15 protein-coding genes and 2 pseudogenes are annotated in these 16,318 nt (G+C 38.9%); 11 read left to right on the top strand and 6 right to left on the bottom strand.

Features of this window, described 5'->3' with window-relative positions; genetic code table 11:
• The first annotated feature begins 52 nt into the window (after window positions 1-52).
• The 6 genes and pseudogenes from sirA to NST97_RS03955 all read left to right on the top strand — a co-directional run bounded on the left by sirA (window position 53) and on the right by NST97_RS03955 (window position 5,935).
• Entirely contained in the window at window positions 53-484 is a 432-nt protein-coding gene (gene sirA, locus NST97_RS03980; protein ID WP_157727967.1) for a sporulation inhibitor of replication protein SirA, read from the top strand.
• 86 nt (window positions 485-570) lie between these two features.
• On the top strand, window positions 571-789 hold the full coding sequence (locus NST97_RS03975; protein ID WP_063388294.1) for a YneF family protein: 219 nt from the start codon (window positions 571-573) through the stop codon (window positions 787-789).
• A 199-nt stretch (window positions 790-988) separates the two neighbouring features.
• Complete coding sequence (locus tag NST97_RS03970) at window positions 989-2,014, top strand: tyrosine-type recombinase/integrase (RefSeq protein WP_341342949.1); 1,026 nt, start codon at window positions 989-991, stop codon at window positions 2,012-2,014.
• The gene (locus NST97_RS03965) at window positions 2,011-3,288 is read left to right on the top strand and encodes an IS110 family transposase (RefSeq protein WP_339210353.1); all 1,278 of its coding nucleotides are present in this window, start codon (window positions 2,011-2,013) and stop codon (window positions 3,286-3,288) included. Before NST97_RS03970 ends, NST97_RS03965 begins: the two co-directional genes overlap by 4 nt.
• 286 nt (window positions 3,289-3,574) lie before the next feature.
• Window positions 3,575-4,579, top strand: a complete 1,005-nt coding sequence (locus NST97_RS03960; RefSeq protein WP_341342948.1) for a class I SAM-dependent methyltransferase — start codon at window positions 3,575-3,577, stop codon at window positions 4,577-4,579.
• 149 nt (window positions 4,580-4,728) lie between these two features.
• Window positions 4,729-5,935: pseudogene (locus NST97_RS03955) on the top strand (cytochrome P450).
• Window positions 5,936-6,244: 309 nt separating this feature from the next.
• Here NST97_RS03955 and NST97_RS03950 read toward each other — a convergent pair.
• The 5 genes from NST97_RS03950 to NST97_RS03930 are packed head-to-tail and all read right to left on the bottom strand — an operon-like array spanning window position 6,245 to window position 10,119.
• Window positions 6,245-7,585, bottom strand: a complete 1,341-nt coding sequence (locus tag NST97_RS03950; protein ID WP_339209813.1) for an APC family permease — start codon at window positions 7,583-7,585, stop codon at window positions 6,245-6,247.
• 24 nt (window positions 7,586-7,609) lie between these two features.
• Entirely contained in the window at window positions 7,610-8,245 is a 636-nt protein-coding gene (locus NST97_RS03945) for a molybdopterin-dependent oxidoreductase (RefSeq protein WP_339209812.1), read from the bottom strand.
• 12 nt (window positions 8,246-8,257) lie between these two features.
• Window positions 8,258-9,028 carry a formylglycine-generating enzyme family protein gene (locus tag NST97_RS03940; RefSeq protein ID WP_339209811.1) on the bottom strand — a complete coding sequence of 257 codons (771 nt, stop codon included), beginning with the start codon at window positions 9,026-9,028 and terminating at the stop codon, window positions 8,258-8,260.
• A 15-nt stretch (window positions 9,029-9,043) separates the two neighbouring features.
• Entirely contained in the window at window positions 9,044-9,457 is a 414-nt protein-coding gene (locus tag NST97_RS03935; RefSeq protein ID WP_003353594.1) for a DUF2000 domain-containing protein, read from the bottom strand.
• A gap of 17 nt (window positions 9,458-9,474) precedes the next feature.
• Window positions 9,475-10,119, bottom strand: coding sequence for a bacilysin biosynthesis protein BacA (locus NST97_RS03930; RefSeq protein ID WP_339209810.1), 645 nt, complete (start codon window positions 10,117-10,119; stop codon window positions 9,475-9,477).
• Between the two features lie 156 nt (window positions 10,120-10,275).
• Between NST97_RS03930 and pdxR the strand changes: the two genes are divergently transcribed.
• The 5 genes and pseudogenes from pdxR (at window position 10,276) to NST97_RS03905 (ending at window position 15,539) form a co-directional block, all read left to right on the top strand.
• Complete coding sequence (gene pdxR, locus NST97_RS03925) at window positions 10,276-11,676, top strand: MocR-like pyridoxine biosynthesis transcription factor PdxR (RefSeq protein ID WP_339209809.1); 1,401 nt, start codon at window positions 10,276-10,278, stop codon at window positions 11,674-11,676.
• 883 nt (window positions 11,677-12,559) lie between these two features.
• Entirely contained in the window at window positions 12,560-13,357 is a 798-nt protein-coding gene (locus NST97_RS03920) for a ParA family protein (protein ID WP_339209808.1), read from the top strand.
• Entirely contained in the window at window positions 13,341-13,637 is a 297-nt protein-coding gene (locus tag NST97_RS03915) for a hypothetical protein (RefSeq protein ID WP_339209807.1), read from the top strand. Before NST97_RS03920 ends, NST97_RS03915 begins: the two co-directional genes overlap by 17 nt.
• Window positions 13,638-13,737: 100 nt before the next feature.
• A pseudogene (locus NST97_RS03910) lies at window positions 13,738-13,910 on the top strand (NlpC/P60 family protein); the annotation flags it as partial.
• A 462-nt stretch (window positions 13,911-14,372) separates the two neighbouring features.
• Entirely contained in the window at window positions 14,373-15,539 is a 1,167-nt protein-coding gene (locus NST97_RS03905; RefSeq protein ID WP_340881559.1) for an IS256 family transposase, read from the top strand.
• Between the two features lie 202 nt (window positions 15,540-15,741).
• Here the strand turns inward: NST97_RS03905 and NST97_RS03900 are convergent, their stop codons facing one another.
• On the bottom strand, window positions 15,742-16,266 hold the full coding sequence (locus NST97_RS03900) for a hypothetical protein (RefSeq protein ID WP_339209805.1): 525 nt from the start codon (window positions 16,264-16,266) through the stop codon (window positions 15,742-15,744).
• Window positions 16,267-16,318: the final 52 nt, after the last annotated feature.

Genomic DNA, 16,318 nt, shown 5'->3' with positions numbered 1-16,318 from the left:
TAATAGCAAAAAAGGAATGTAACAATGAGGTGAGCGCATGAGGCACTTTTATTTGTATTTGATAAAAAAGGAATTTGCTGAGCATTTTTATCATAGGGAATCGAAAATTTTTCAGTTATATCAAGAATTTTTTTGGACAAGGAAAACGCATCCTATTTTTGAACAATTGGAAAGGCAAGTCAATTATATTTCAAGAGCCATTCCCATTTCAGAAATAGATTTGCTGCTTCAGTCATTCTTGTCTCACCGAAACCATTATCAAAAGGTATCATCGATTCACGCCATCCAAATGGAAAATCAAAAAGGACAAGCTACTATGGTTTTAAAGGAACGGTATATTGAAATGATTTGTACCGGCAGCTTTGACGGTGAGTTATTGTTTTTTGATATATTGGGAAAATTTGATCCTTATTTTTTTGCCATGGATTTTACAAATGAACGATACGGGTGGCTGAGTCCAATTAAAGAAAGAAAATTTGTCTAAAGTTGCGGAAATTTGCTAATGAAATATTGTATAATGTCATATGGTTTAGTACACTGTATGATAGACAACATGAAGGAGGAAATAAGATGGAACTTTGGCTGGCGATATTAATCGCTGTTCTGGCATTACTTGCCGGCGTAGCGCTAGGCTTTTTTATCGCTCGAAAGTATATGATGAATTATTTGAAGAAAAATCCACCTATTAACGAACAAATGTTGAAAATGATGATGATGCAAATGGGAATGAAACCGTCCCAGAAGAAAATCAATCAAATGATGAAAGCGATGCAAAATCAATTAAAATAATGAAATGTGTCAGAAACCTTGATATGATTGGTTTTTTAGCAGGTTTATCCTTCATTTTTTAAGCAAAAAATCAAAAAATTGCCATTATTTTGGTTTATTTTTCTTCACGATTTTTTGCTTAAAATTGCTTTATCTTTCATATTTAAAAAAACAAACCACTTTTTCTGATGGAAACTTCAGCAGAAAGGGTGGTTTTTTTGTGTTGTTAGAGGATGTTTTAGCGGAATATGACTATTATTGTTTAGCCAGAGGGTTTACAGAAAAGACGATAAAAAATAAACAGCAAGAACTCAAACAATTAAAAAATTTTTTATTGGAAAAACGTGGCATTACAGAGTTAGAAAGTATTACAACGTATGATTTAAAATCATATGTGAGATTAAAACAAAAATCAGGGTTACAACCACAAAGTATTGTTTCCATGTTTAAGATAATCCGGGCATTCTTTTCTTGGTGCGAGAAGGAAGAGTATTTAAAAGAAAATATAGCAAAAAAAGTGGAAACTCCTAAACTGCCAAAAAAGGTATTAAAGGGCTTCACAGCAGAAGAAGTTGATAAAATGATTAATTCTTTTACTTATAAGAGTTATTTTGAAGCACGCAACAAGGCAATTATTGCTATGCTTGCCGACTGTGGACTGCGTGCCATGGAACTAAGAGAATTAGAAACAAAGAATGTAAAAGAAACCACAATTCTCGTCAATGGAAAAGGTAACAAAGAACGTTATATATTTATCAGCCCTGCGTTAAAGAAAATTCTTATAAAATATGAGCGGATCAAAAAGGAATATTTCAGGGATAAATATTTTAATCCAAACTACTACTTTTTGTCATACAAAGGCGATTTAATTTCGCATGTTGGCTTAGACAACATCATTAAAGAAGCTGCTAGACGTGCAGGAATTAAAGATAAAAGAGTAAGTCCGCATACATTTAGACATTTTTTTGCAGTTCAATGTATTTTAAATGGGATAGACATTTATACACTTTCTAAGTTGTTGGGTCATTCTGATATATCCACCACACAGAGATATTTGCAATCGCTTGAGGATTTTCAACTTATTGAAAAAGCAATGCCATCGAGTCCGTTGATGCATCTAAAAAGGAGCATTCCTGTTAGAAGTTTTTTCGGGGACTTGAATAAAAAAAGCCCTCTTGGTATGATTCGGGGGTGTCAATCGGATGAATTGACCCCTAATTTGGATACCAAGGAGGACTATACATGAATTCTATCTCAAACAAGAAGATTAATCAAGTCACCGATCAAACGCTCGTCGTTGGCATGGATATCGCGAAAAAGAAGCATTATGCCTGCTTTGTGGATGAGCGAGGGAGGGTGCTAAAAAAATCGTTTCCCGTTCCGCAATCCAGAGAAGGGTTGGAATGGTTGTACCAGTGCATCGTGAAAGCGATGGAGGAATTTGAAAAAACGGAAGTGATCGTTGGCATCGAGCCAACGGGACATTATTGGCTCAATCTCGCTTACTTTCTTGACGAGAAGGGCATTCCTCTCGTGATGACAAACCCGATGCACGTGAAGCGCTCCAAAGAGCTAGACGACAATCTTCCAACCAAACATGATGCGAAAGACGCGCTCGTCATTGCCCGGTTAGTGAAAGACGGCCGATTCAGCTATCCGCGTATTCTGAAAGGGATGGAGGCCGAACTGCGCACAGGGGCGACGTTTCGATCCAAACTCGTGGAAGAGCAGGGGGCGGTTCGAAATCAGATGATTCGCTGGCTCGATCGGTATTTTCCGGAATTTACGCAAGTCTTTCCGTCGTTTGGGAAAATGGCGCTCGCTGTGCTGGAACAGACGCCGTTTCCGTCGGATTTAGCAGGGAAAGAGATCGAAGAGGTTCTCACCCTTTACCGGCAAAGCGAGGGATTACAATCGCCACAAAAGCCGAAAGCGAAGAAGCTGATGGAACTGGCCCAACACTCCATTGGCGTAACGGAAGGACAACAGATGGCCCGTATCGAAATCGCCACACTTGTCCGCCGGTACCGCCAATTGGAGGAGGAAATCGAGGCACTGACCCAGCAACTAACGGAACTTGTGCAAACATCCGTGGAATACGAATGGCTCAAAACGGTTCCGGGCTTAGGGGATGCGACTATCGTGGAACTGTTATCGGAAATCGGGAGTTTTTCCCACTATCAGGATCCGCGCCAATTATTGAAACTTGCGGGCCTGACACTGCGGGAGCATTCCTCCGGCCAACACAAAGGGCAAAAACGGATCTCGAAGCGTGGAAGAAGGCGGTTGCGCGCCCTCCTCTTCCGCGTGATGATGCCGATGATCCGCCACAACGAAGCGTTTCGACAGTTACATGAATATTACACGACACGGCCCGATAATCCGTTGCGCAAGAAGCAATCCATTGTGGTGTTATGCGGGAAATTACTGAAGGTACTGCACGCTGTGTGTACGAAGCACCAGGCGTTCGATGCGAAGCGAATGATGCAGGACATCTTTGGTCTCGAAACGGCGGCTTGATGCCTGCATGCCTTGTGATTCCCTAGACAACAAGGATGACACGGAGAAGCTGGCACGATATCATCCATTCGACCTTGAGTCCCTAAAGGAGCTTCGCCAGCCTCTGCCTGATGACTAGACCGAACGAAGGAATGTAGGCACAAGGATGCCAAGAGACATGGGAGGGTTCGTCATCATCAGCGATGCAGAGATCCAAGGTGCATCACATACATTTACCACCATTACAACCAAATTAAACCAGTAGTGGCAGCGAAGCGCACCCATCCAATGTCATATATATACAGATTTGAGAAACAAAGTTAGAAAACGTGTCGAAAAAAATTTTTTTGACACCCCTGAAATGGCTACAACCATTGATATATCAACATTTATAGAGGGAGGATATTCAAATGAAAAAAACCAAGTCAGTCTTACCGCAATAATGACCGCCTACTTACGTGCCTACCATGCCATGAATGATACCCCAAAAATTTTTGATGACTTTCTAGCCTATCGTTTGATTCCAGAGGAAAGACGTGCACTCATTGAACAAGGATTTTCTAGGGCTCTCCAGATTAATGTTCCTGAAAGTATCTTGGCATGCTCCGACCAGGCGACAAATACCTTGCCGTCTTTATTGCAAGCCATGGGGTTACCTAATGTCCTTAGCCGTTCAAGATATACGGAAGATAACCTTGATCAGGCTGTAAAACAAGGGGTGGAGCAGTATGTGATACTCGGAGCTGGGTTGGATACTTTTGCTTTTCGTCGTCCAGATCTCCTAAGTCAGGTTCAGGTATTTGAAGTTGACCACCCGGCCACACAAGCCTTCAAACTTAATCGACTGGCTGAATTAGAATGGGAAATCCCATCAAATCTTCATTTTGTACCTGTAGATTTCACAAAGGAGAGTTTGGCTGATGCACTCAAGGGAACTTCGTATGACTTGCAGACTAAAAGTTTTTTTAGTTGGCTAGGTGTCACAATGTACTTAACTCAAAACGAAGTGTTCGCAACGCTGCGTTCCATTACCGATATTGCCCCCGTGGGCAGTGCGGTTATTTTCGATTACTTTGTACCAGAAGAAGCTACTCCATATATGAAAAAGATACAGGAGAATTTACGAAAGATAGGAGAGCCGATTAAAACGACCTTTGACCCGTCAACACTGGCTTTTGAACTGGAAAGTTTAGGGCTCCGTCTTCATGAGAACTTAAGCCCATCCGATATTCAAGAACGCTATTTTCAGAGTCGAACGGACGGCTATTATGCGAGTAAACATGTGCGCTTCGCGAGGGCAGTAGTAGAGTAATTCATTGGGCATGATGAACACGGAGACCTGCCTATTCCAAAAGAGATGTCCCTTTTCTCTCGAGGGCGCAGAGGGAAGCCGTTAATACCCATGTCGCACAATAAAAGAGTCTTATCTTTTCAAATTGATCTCACTTTGGAGGGAAACTCATGGAAAATCGAACGATGGATGTCAGACTGATCCCCAGCAGTTATTTGCGTGGGAAAATAGACCCCTATGATCCTTTCCTGTGGTATGAAGAAATGAGGAAACAAACCCCCGTTTATTACAATGACAAGGCAGGCATGTGGAATGTTTTCCTCTATAAAGATGTCAAAAGGGTATTGGAGGATAAGGAATTTTTCTCAAATGTCATTCCGCGAAGAGGGCAGAGTTTACTTTCACAAAGCATCATTGCCATGGACCCGCCCAAGCACACCGATATCCGCTCCATAGTAAGTCGCTCCTTTACTCCCAAAGTAATGAGAGAGTGGGAACCCCGTATTCATGAGATTGCAGTGGAACTGCTCAATTCGGTCCAAGGGCAATCGGAATTTGATATTGTAAATGATTTCTCTTATCCTTTGCCCGTGATTGTCATTGCCGAGATGTTGGGTGTTCCATCGTCCGAAATGAAACGGTTCAAAGACTGGTCGGATACGCTGGTCAGTTCCCCCGAGAACGATCACCCCGAACACTTGGCCAAATTCAAAGAGATCCGCAACAGAACCGAAGCGGAATTAAGCGCCTTTTTTTGAGCAAATCATTGAAGAAAAACGGGCACATCCAGGAAATGACCTCATCTCGATCCTCATCAAAGCGAAGGAAGAGGAAGCGAAACTGTCCAGCCAAGAACTAATTGCCTTTTGCAACTTATTGCTTGTGGCGGGAAATGAGACTACAACCAATTTAATTTCCAATGCGGTATACAGCCTCATCGAGCATAAGCTGGTGTTTGAACAGGTCAAACATGATCCGGCCCTGGTTTCCCAACTGGTCGAGGAGACGCTACGTTACCGTTCACCCGCCCAAGTCATCATCCGCAGAGTGAAACAAGACACGGAATTAGGGAACAACAAGTTGAAAAAAGGCGAAATCGTAATGGCTTGGATTGGTTCCGCCAATCGTGACGAAAACCAATTCGAAAACGCCCATGTGTTTGACATTCATCGCAAGCCCAACCACCACCTTGCGTTTGGGCAAGGCATCCACTTTTGCCTAGGTGCCCCCCTGGCGCGTTTGGAAGCTAACATCGCTTTAACCAGTCTCCTGCAAAGAGTGGATCGCCTTTCTTGGCAATCGGATCGCCGCCCTGTTCCAATCGGCAACAGCACAGCGATTTATGGATTGAAAAAGCTTCCTGTTTCCGTGAAATAAACGGTTTCCGCAAAAGCATGACAAGCGCCCCGGCAGCTTCACCAATGGGGCGCTTGTATCAAATGGAGAAGTTGGCTGCAACCATCGGTCGGGAAACGCGTGCGCAATCTCTGGTCGTGCTCTTCGATCACTTGTGCAAAGCCTTCTCCCTCAAATAGATTAATGCATGTTCATATGACGTAAGAGCTGCTTCTTTTAATCCATAATCAACAAAAGGTTTTATGACTATTAATGTTTCATTTTTTAGATTTTGATTCCCTGAAAATGTTTTTTTTGGTTTTATATTTACACTTTCTCACGAAGGTAGAATCACTCAACAACACTGTCGATCACTTCATTGGAGGATATCTTGATCTCATTTTCTTTTCTTCTTACTTTGTCAGTAGCTTTGATCGATTTAGTACGAATTAAATAGATACAAAACCCCATTGATAGCCATATCAATCCTGAAAAAAAGCCAGACCCTCCAACTGGAATTAGTAAACAAAGGCTGATGATTAAGGCTAAAGCTGGAAGAAAGGGATAAAAAGGAGTTAAAAACTGCGTTGATTTTTTTTCAAGAGTCGCTTTTCTTCTCGAGATAAAAAAGGCAATCATCGTAAAAATAAAAGTGATTAAATATAAAAAACCTGTTGCATTAACTGCAATATTAATTGAACTTACCAATGTAAAAAGAATTTGAATACTAACTCCTAGTAATATAGCGTAAACCGGAGTTTGGAAGCGAGGATGTATAAAGCCAATTTTTTTCGGCAAAAATCCATTGCGGCCCATGGCAAAGGCAGTTCTCGAAATCGAGATAATAAAAGCATTAGCTGTGGCTGGTAAAGCAATAACAATCACAATGCTAACTAAGGTCGGCCCGAAGTCTCCTAAAAATTGCTGACTTGCGAAAGCGACCGGTACTTTTGATGATCCAAGTTCCTGCCAAGGGACGACTCCTGTCGAAACGAATAAAAGACCACAGTATAGAAAAAGTACGATGATAATGGATGAAAAAATAGCCTTTGGAATGGTTTTACTCGGATTTTTCATTTCTTCTCCTGCATCCACAATCACATCCCATCCAACCATCGAAAGAAAACCAACTAATGCTGCGGCAAGAATTCCTTCAAAGCCGTTAGGAGCAAAAGGTGTATATAGCGAATAATCCACATGACTAAAACCTAGAGCAAAAAATAAAAGGAGTACGATGATTTCAACAACTACAATTCCTACTTGAACAACGCCGCTGAACTTGATACCCAAAATATTTAGAAATCCTAAAACCAGAAGGAGTACCACTGCACTTAGCAACGGAGGAGCACCCGTTAAGGAGTTAAGGTAGTTACCAAACCCTTGTGAAACGAAACTGCTTGCTGCAAGCCATGCTCCCCAATATGACCATCCAATTAACGTCCCAACAAATGAACCCATTGTTTGCCTCACATATTCATAAGCACCACCTGCTCTAGGGTATCTCGATGCTAATTCTGCGTAACATAGTCCTAGTAAAATTTCTAAGATTGCTGCGATTACAAAAGCAAGCATCACAGCCGGCCCTGCTTTACCAGCTGCTACACCACTAAGAATAAAAATACCCGCACCGACCATAGCGCCAGTGCCAAGAGAGGTAGCTTCTTTCCATCCTAAATCTCTTTTTAAGTTCATGAAATTCCCCTTTCATCAATTGAGCTAAAATTCCGTGACTTCACCTGGCTTTTCTACAAAACGCCATTTTTTCAAATCAACGATCCAGTACTTTTTAGGACGGACAATCCCATTTATGTCATATCCTGCACGGCGTTCCCATTCCCCAATTTGATATTCTTCGCTCACTTCTAATTGAGCCAACCCTTTGACGTTTTTGTAGCCGTATAAACCGAAATCAAATAATCGAACAGGATACCCTTGTTCCATGGGTAAAGGTTCCCCATCAACTGAGTGAACAATCAATGCCCGTCTGGAAAGAGCATCACCCAAAGGAATCGTAGATTCATAAACTCCTTTTTCCTTAGTTCCTATACTTGTTTGCTTTAAATAATACTTCTCAGGATGGGATACTCCAGCCATTTCTATAATGTTCGATAATAAAACACCTTTCCACGTCCGACGAATACTCCAATTACAGACACAAACCATTCTTCTGCTTTCTTCTATTTGTGGCATCTCTAATAAATCTTGATAGGTAAAACTCAATTTTTTGTCTACTAATCCAGTAACTGATAGACGCCAGGTATTTAAATCAACCGATTTTGGTGGCCCTTCCTGATAATAACGAAGTGAAGATGGCTTTCGATCTAAATTTGGAGTTTTAACTATTGGATTCATAGTCCTCTCTCCTTAAATAAGATTGATAACACAACGAAAACTAATTAGATTATCCCTGACTGAAACGGGATAGTAATCTCTTGCTGTACATCTCATGAAATCTTCATTATGTAGTCCGCATCCACCTCTAACTATGTGATAATCTTCTTCTTGCGTAAGATATAATGGATTTACTCCGGTTTCATCCCATTCGTAATTAAGAGAAACATTATCCAAACACCATTCTGCAAAATTCCCCGCCATATCTAAACATCCGAAAAAGGACTTATTCTTTGGAAAAGCATAAACAGAGGTTGAGCTACGGTTCAATTCTTCGGGATCGCAGTCAACAGCAAAGTTTGCATGATCAGAAGTTGGTTCTTCATTTCCCCACGGATATTTTCGTTGATCCGTTCCTTTGCATGCGTACTCCCATTGCGCTTCGGTCGGTAAGGTCTTGCCTACAAACGTAGCAAAGGCCATTGCCTCCCACCAACTGACTCCTGTGACAGGATGGTCGTCTTGATTAAAATGATCATCGTACCAATAATTTGGATATTTAATGTTGTTAGTTTTGATATACTCCCATCCTTTCGGAAGCCAGAAAACAGGGTTTTCATATCCGCCTGCTTCTACAAATACTCGAAATTGTTTATTTGTTACTGGTGTTTTATCAATGGCAAAAGGGTGTAATGTTACGGATTTAACTGGTTGTTCATCCGGCGATTCATTGCTGCCACGAAGAAAAGTCCCCCCTGGAATCACAATCATATTGTCTAACTGATTTTTCACTTGATTCCCCATCTTGGATTCCCCCTATTATCTGAGAAGCCCCATACTTCCGGTTAGTTTATTCACTTTTTTCTTGTCTCCATATAAAGCCAATCCTAAATACTCAAGATCGTTTGTTGATAAGGTCGAAATTTTTTCGATATATTCCTCATAACTTTTTGTTGTCTGTGCCGCATTGGTGAAATCTACAACAAATAAATCAGAAAATTCCTCTGCGTATAACTTGTTCCTTAACTCTTTAATTTTTAGGGAATCACCTTTTAAAATAGGAATAGGTGTAGTAGTTATCCCTACATGAGGATGACCGCTTCCATCCTTTACCGTTGGACCAATAATTCCCTCAATTTCCTTTCCCAAAGTCAGGGCTAATACCGCAGCAGTATTTGAGATTAATCCAGTAGGTAAATCTGCATCAATAACCATTACACATTTCATTTCCATGATTTTTTCCTCCATTGTTAAAGTTTGAACGATACGATTGTTGACTTTTTACCAAAAACGGACCATAACATTAAAATGGTACAGGTCGGCGAAATGAATTCTACGTTATATTTTTGGGCTGCATTGACAGTTGTTAAACAAAGGTCCACTTCACCTTTCTGTAATTTGATAGCAGCTTCGCTTGTTGAATTGACAAATAACACCTCATATTTCATGTCGAAATCGGCTAAGAACCAAGGAAGAAGACAAGAAGGAGCATGATGAGTAGCAATAACCAATGAACGGTTCCTATTCAATTCTTCACAAGGTCTTTTTGCAACTCCGTATAAAGGTGTTTCAAAGACAAATGGAAATAAAAATTGGATATCTTTTGACATGTAAAACTTATCTATTCCCTTGTAGGCATTAGCTACAAGAAGAATATTAGATGTCCCTGAAACTAAGTTTTCATAAGCTTCTTCATAAGTAGGAAAAAGTGAATACTTTCCATGACTGTTTTTTAAGGATGAAAGCAAGTATTGAGCTGATGCCTCACTACTTGTTCCAGAAGGGCCTAGAGTAGCAATTTCAAGTTGTTCTAAAAATACCAGGGATGATAAAAAGTGTTGATTCCAATTTAATAAGGGATGATTTTGCTCCTTTGCTTGGGTTTCAACGATCATTTTGCCCCCGCCCCCGTAACGATTAGGATTATTTATCTTGTACCCCAATTTATGTATATTATCTTTTTTAAATAATTTAGCATGATAAAATGGTAGTGATAAGGACCAATTATTATTGATTTTTATAGTACCAATTTAAACAAAAGGGGAATAAGCATGCTCTGGATCACGATTGATCGAACATTAGACATACCTTTAACACGACAAGTTTATGAACAAATTCGCACACAAATATTGAAAGGAGAACTTGTAGCTGGAGAGCGTCTTCCACCTACCCGTGAACTAGCCTCCAATTTAGGCATATCACGGAATGTGGTTGTAGAAGTTTATGAACAATTGCTAGCAGAAGGATACATTGAAGCAAGGCAAGGTTCCGGAACATATGTTGCGGAAGGAGCCTACTTAAGTCAACAAGAGAGAACGGATTATTTATCTTTTTTTGAAATTCAGCACTTGAAAGATGAAAGAAATGATTTTATAGATTTTCGTTCCGGTATCCCCGCTTTAGACATGTTTCCAAGGCATAATTGGGGACAAATCGCTAAACGAGTGTGTATAGAAACTCCACATTCCGTATTTGGCTATGGATACCCTGAAGGTAGAATTGAACTGCGTCATATCCTGTCTCGGTATCTAAAGAGAACAAGGGGGGTACATTGTTATCCTGATCAGCTAGTTATTACATCTGGAGCAACACAAGCCTTATCCCTTATAGCAAAACTACTTCTTTCACCAGGGGATGAAGTAATGATTGAAGATCCTATTACACACGAAATTCAAACCATTTTTTCTTCTACTGGGGCAATGCTCCACCCTATACCTGTAGATGAACACGGTATGAAAACGGATTTAATCCCCCCAAATAAAAAACCAAGATTTATTTTTGTTACTCCATCTCATCAGTTTCCGCTTGGGGGAACGTTGCCTATTCAGCGTCGAATTCAGTTAATCCAATTTGCCAGAAAAGTTGATTGTTTTATTGTAGAAGACGATTATGACAGTGAATTTCGTTATCAAGGAGCGCCAATTAATTCACTTCAGGGGCTTGATCCAAACAGGGTGATTTATATTGGAACTTTCAGCAAGATCTTATCACCTGCCCTAAGGTTGGGGTATTTAGTTCTCCCTCATTCTTTAACAAAACGTTGTAAAGATTTAAAATGGTTCACGGATCTTCACACCCCTTCATTAGAACAACTCACCCTTGCGCGTTTCATAGATGAAAGACATCTGGAACGCCATATTAGAAAAATGAAAAAAATATATAAAACACGTCGTGATCATTTAAAAAAATGTTTAGTAGAACAGTTTGGTACTAAGGTTAAAATTTCAGGTGATTCAACAGGTCTGCATTTGATTGTTGAATTTCAAAATATAGAGTTCTCAAATGAAAAGGTACAGGAAATAATGGTAGAACATAAAGTTAAAATTTACCCAGTAGAACTTCATACGATTCATAAAGGAATACATCAAAATAAAATAATTTTAGGCTATGGTAATCTAGCAATAGAGGAAATAGAAGAAGGTATACATAGACTAAAATCTGCTTTGATCTAAGAGATGGTGAATCATTGGGTGCTGGTCACAGCAATATCGTCACGACATCACGGTATTTGAAAGAAAGATACAGTGATCTTGCCGATGCCGTGGAGGTGTTGCCGAAATTCTAACAAAGTTTGTTAGCGTGCTGGGCAGAAGCTTAGGAATATATCTTACGTTTACCTTTTTTAATGAGTTTATATATATCGGATATAAAGTTCTGGTGCAAAAAATCTGCAAACTTGGACATACTTACGTTATTTTCGTACCAGATCCTAAAACGCCCCTATATAAAAAAATAAGTGTTCGGGTGTGAAGAATTTGCACAACAGTAAGAAGGGAAGCTTTATGCTCCCTTTATGGTTTTGGTTTAAAAAGGTGTTTTACTTATCATGTCGAATTCATTTAATTAGTGATGTTAAGAATGAACAAAAGAACCAAGAAAAGAAGAAAAGAACGTTGGAAGAAGGAAGATGTAAAGGGATCACTTATCATAAAGAAAAATGATTCAAAACTTGATTCCATCATGTCAACGTTCGGAAGATTAACCTTTTGTCATGAAAGTACTTATGCGGAAAAATGATAAATTGTTATGATTTCATCCTTTTTAATTTCCGATACGTGAATTCCATTTTAACCGAAACGGAAAGTGAAGTTCCGAAGGTGGTTCACTTTCTGTTTCGGCTTCGCCGATAGGCGATTAATTGTTTCATTGCATTACATGTATATTACTCTGTAATGTTTTTAGAGTAAGAAGGGGAGCTTTTTGCTTCCTTTATTGTTTTGGTTTAAAAAGGTGTTTTACTGATCTTGTCGAATTCAATTAAATAGTGATGATAAGAACGAACAAAAGAAACAAGAAAAAAAGAAAAGAACCTTGGAAGAAAGGAGGATGTAAAGGATGGCAATCACTATTACAATGGGGATTCAAAAAGGTGGATGTGGCAAATCCACAACAACAGGGATTTTATCGTATTTGTTAAATCAAGACGGATACAAGGTACTTGCAATAGATATGGACTCACAAGGAAACCTGACAGAGTTATTATCTAAAAAACCTTCAAATGAATTTATAGGGAAGTCTGTATTGGAAGCGATGCAGCAGGGTGATGTAAAAGAATACATTGTGCCGATTGGGGAAAATTTAGACTTACTTCCTGCCAATAACTTTTTAGCAACCTTTCCTCGTTGGATTTATACAGGAAAAACATATCGAGGGGAAACCGTTCCGTTTCGTGGAAATCCTAGCTTAATTTTAGATCATGTATTGGATCAAGTAAGAGGGGAATATGATTTCATTGTCATCGATACTCCACCATCATTAAGTGAACAGACAACGAATGCATTATGTGCCAGTGAATATGTCGTTGTTTTATTTGAATGCTCCAACTGGTGTTACTCTGCTATTCCTAATTTCATGGACTCTGTAAATGGTGCAAGAGATTTTGGAAAGCGGGGAACAAAGGTAATCGGTATTTTACGGACGATGAATGATGTCAGACGCAGTGATGCAAAGGCTTTTAATGAAATGATTGAGGAAGATTATCCGGATGAAGTATTCAAAACCATTATCACACGAAAAGCACCGATAGGTAGACTATCTCTATATGGATTCTACCAAAATGCAGAGCTAAAACAGGCATTAGAACAATATGAGAATTTCTATAAGGAGTTGATGAAACGTGTCAAAGGTGAATGACATTAAAAACATGAAACGCCAACAGAAACAAATAACTCCTACCCATATATTAACAGAAGTAGTTGGGGAAGAAAGTAACGTTGATACGAACGAAGAAAACAACCAAAGAAGAAAGGAAGAAAGAAAGGTGGAAAGAAAACGGGTATCTTTTGACTTACGCACGGATTTACATAAAGAACTGAAAATGCAGTCGATCTTACAGGAGAAGAATGTTTATTTGCTTATTGAGGAAGCTGTAGAAAAATATTTATCTGAGTTAAAAGGAAAGGATCAGATTTAGATCTTTCTCTGATTCAATAATAAATAGTTTTAAGTTTTTTGCAAAAATTGTAAAAGTATATTTTGCGGAAATCCGGATAATTCCGGTTCCGCCTAGTAAAATGAAGACGGGTGATCTTGTGTTCTTTGACACTTATAAAAAAGATGGACATGTCGGCATTTATGTCGGTGATGGAAAATTTATCGGAACGCAAACAAGCACAGGTGTAGCGATTGCGGACATGTCTAAAGGCTACTGGAAAGAAAATTCAATGGTCGCGTGAAGCGAATTTAAAGCAGGGATTGACCCTGCCTTTTGGTGAATACATTAATTTTACACCTGTTATACCTCTATTTTACTCATGATATTATACTGGAAATCTTATATAAGAGACAACGAGGATTCTAACACGCCACCTTAAACGAAAAATGTTTAACAGGTACTAATTTATATGTTGTTATAAAAATCAGGGTTTTTTCTTTTGTGTTAAAGTGCAATTTATACATTGGGTTTTCGAATTCTTCATGTTTTTTAGCTTTCTTTGTAAAACTAGGTGCTAGTTATACAGGAAAACCTTTGCTATTTCTTTTCTTCAGAGGGATAATTTGCTTTAATAATAAAAAATAATGTCAGATTTTTTAACCAAAGATGATGTATAAAATTTTGTGTAAAGCATTTTGCTAGACCAAAAGAAAAAAGGTAGGGTATTCTCTGATTTGGACAAAAACACATTCCAGAGAAAGGAGAACCCTACCTATGTCTAAAAGTATACCGAATGTAGACTGGGCAAATCAACTGGAAAGTGTTATTCGTCAGTTTGTAAAGGAAAAATTAGAACTGATCATGCGAGAAGAAATGAAAAGTTTCCTCGAAATTGAACAGGCTGGAACGTCGAATATGAGAAACGGTTATTATCAACGAAATCTAGATACGCAATATGGCCGGATTGAAGGTCTTTTGGTCCCAAGAGATCGAAATGGGGAATTTCAAACGCAGCTGTTTGCCCCTTACCAACGTCATACTGGCTGGCTCAAGGAAGCCGTCATCAAAATGTATCAAAGTGGCATGAGTACGCGGGAAATTGGTAAGTTTATTGAACGAATTTTAGGAAATGCCTACTCACCAACAACGATTAGTCATATTACCGATGTCGTGAAGGAAGACATCGAGAAATGGCACACTCGTCCTCTACATAAGCGTTATTCCGTCTTATATTTGGATGGTTTATACGTAAAACTTCGTCGTGAAACCGTTGAGAAAGAAGTCATTTATGTGGTGTTAGGTGTGAATGAAGAAGGATATCGTGAAATTCTTGATTTCTTTGTAGGAGGACAAGAAAGTGCCTATGTATGGCAGGAAATTCTTCAAAATCTCTACCAAAGAGGCGTCAAGGAAGTGCTTCTGGGCGTATTCGATGGACTACCGGGTTTAGAGGAAGCCTTTAAGGCGGTTTATCCGAAAGCCGATGTGCAGCGTTGTGTCGTTCACAAAGTCCGTAACACACTTAGTCGTGTTCGGAAAAAAGACCAATTCGAAATGGCGGAAGATTTGAAACTCATTTATCGATCTCCGAATAAAAAAATTGCACTGGAGATGTTTCAACAGTTTGAATCAAAATGGTCCAGCAAATATCCAAGAGAAGTTCAATCTTGGGCAAATGAGTTGGATGTCCTCCTTACATTTATGGATTATCCAAACAGTATTCGAAGTGTGATTTACACGACCAATGCCATCGAACGAACGATCAAGGAGATTCGGAAACGCCTAAAGCCGATGAACAGTTTGAACAGTTTAGAAGCCGCGGAAAAAGTCGTGTATTTGACTGTTCAAGATTTTAATGAGAAATGGGCAGGGCGAAAGTTGCGAGGATTTGCCGAAGCGCATGAAGCCCTTCAACGAATGTTTGAAGAACGTTATTGTTAACCAAATATTGTAAATAAACAAAATAAGGGAATTCTCCCTTTCCACACAGGAGACTGAATATTCAGTCTCCTGTGTGGAGGAAATATCCCTCTCTATTCTAAATCCATTTCAGAGATACCCTATCTATCTTACATTACACAAAATTCTTGACAGTACCTTACTACGGTAAATAACAAACATTCTTTTTCATCTGGGAACAATGTTACATTTTTATTAAATTAAATAGATATTCGGTATCTTCATCTTTGTGAATCTTTAAGTGTAAGTCCAAAGTAGTAATACTCCCACTTTTTACATTAAATGTGTAGTCTTTGTTGGTTTCTCCATTAATCTTTAATTCAGGTTTAAAACTCATTGTAGTATTGTTAGCTGTTGCGTCAATCATTAAATCTTTAATAGCAGTATCGGATTTTCCAATATTATAAACGTCAATTTTTATTTTTAATTCTAAAAATGAAGCTTCATCGGGAGTTGCTATCTTTTCTACGTCAAAACCATTTTCATTTACAAAATTTTTATAGTAATTAAATTTTCCAGATGACTCATTGATCCCAGTTCTGATTTTAGGCTTATTTTGAATATAATCTTTGATTAAATTTAAACAAAAACCTAATACAACACCAATTAATGTCATGAAGGGTAATAATAACTTCATATTAATTAAATTTATTAAACAAAAGCCTAGTACAACGCCTATCAGTATCATGAATGGCAAAAGTAACTTCATATACTTACTCCTTTATTATTGTACTGTACAACATTAGGATTGAAGTCTACTC

This window comes from Aeribacillus sp. FSL K6-1305, assembly GCF_038050115.1.
Classification (GTDB): domain Bacteria; phylum Bacillota; class Bacilli; order Bacillales; family Aeribacillaceae; genus Aeribacillus; species Aeribacillus composti.
The sequence above is the reverse complement of the archived record's forward strand: the minus strand, read 5'-3'. Positions and strand labels throughout refer to the sequence as shown.

Excerpts from the sequence above, each read along its gene's own strand:
- NST97_RS03950 (WP_339209813.1), bottom strand. The coding sequence starts at position 7,585 with ATGAACTTAAAAAGAGATTTAGGATGGAAAGAAGCTACCTCTCTTGGC.
- NST97_RS03920 (WP_339209808.1), top strand. The coding sequence starts at position 12,560 with ATGGCAATCACTATTACAATGGGGATTCAAAAAGGTGGATGTGGCAAA.
- NST97_RS03965 (WP_339210353.1), top strand. The coding sequence starts at position 2,011 with ATGAATTCTATCTCAAACAAGAAGATTAATCAAGTCACCGATCAAACG.
- NST97_RS03940 (WP_339209811.1), bottom strand. The coding sequence starts at position 9,028 with ATGGGGAATCAAGTGAAAAATCAGTTAGACAATATGATTGTGATTCCA.
- NST97_RS03930 (WP_339209810.1), bottom strand. The coding sequence starts at position 10,119 with ATGATCGTTGAAACCCAAGCAAAGGAGCAAAATCATCCCTTATTAAAT.
- NST97_RS03945 (WP_339209812.1), bottom strand. The coding sequence starts at position 8,245 with ATGAATCCAATAGTTAAAACTCCAAATTTAGATCGAAAGCCATCTTCA.
- NST97_RS03905 (WP_340881559.1), top strand. The coding sequence starts at position 14,373 with ATGTCTAAAAGTATACCGAATGTAGACTGGGCAAATCAACTGGAAAGT.
- NST97_RS03975 (WP_063388294.1), top strand. The coding sequence starts at position 571 with ATGGAACTTTGGCTGGCGATATTAATCGCTGTTCTGGCATTACTTGCC.
- pdxR (WP_339209809.1), top strand. The coding sequence starts at position 10,276 with ATGCTCTGGATCACGATTGATCGAACATTAGACATACCTTTAACACGA.
- NST97_RS03900 (WP_339209805.1), bottom strand. The coding sequence starts at position 16,266 with ATGAAGTTACTTTTGCCATTCATGATACTGATAGGCGTTGTACTAGGC.
- NST97_RS03935 (WP_003353594.1), bottom strand. The coding sequence starts at position 9,457 with ATGGAAATGAAATGTGTAATGGTTATTGATGCAGATTTACCTACTGGA.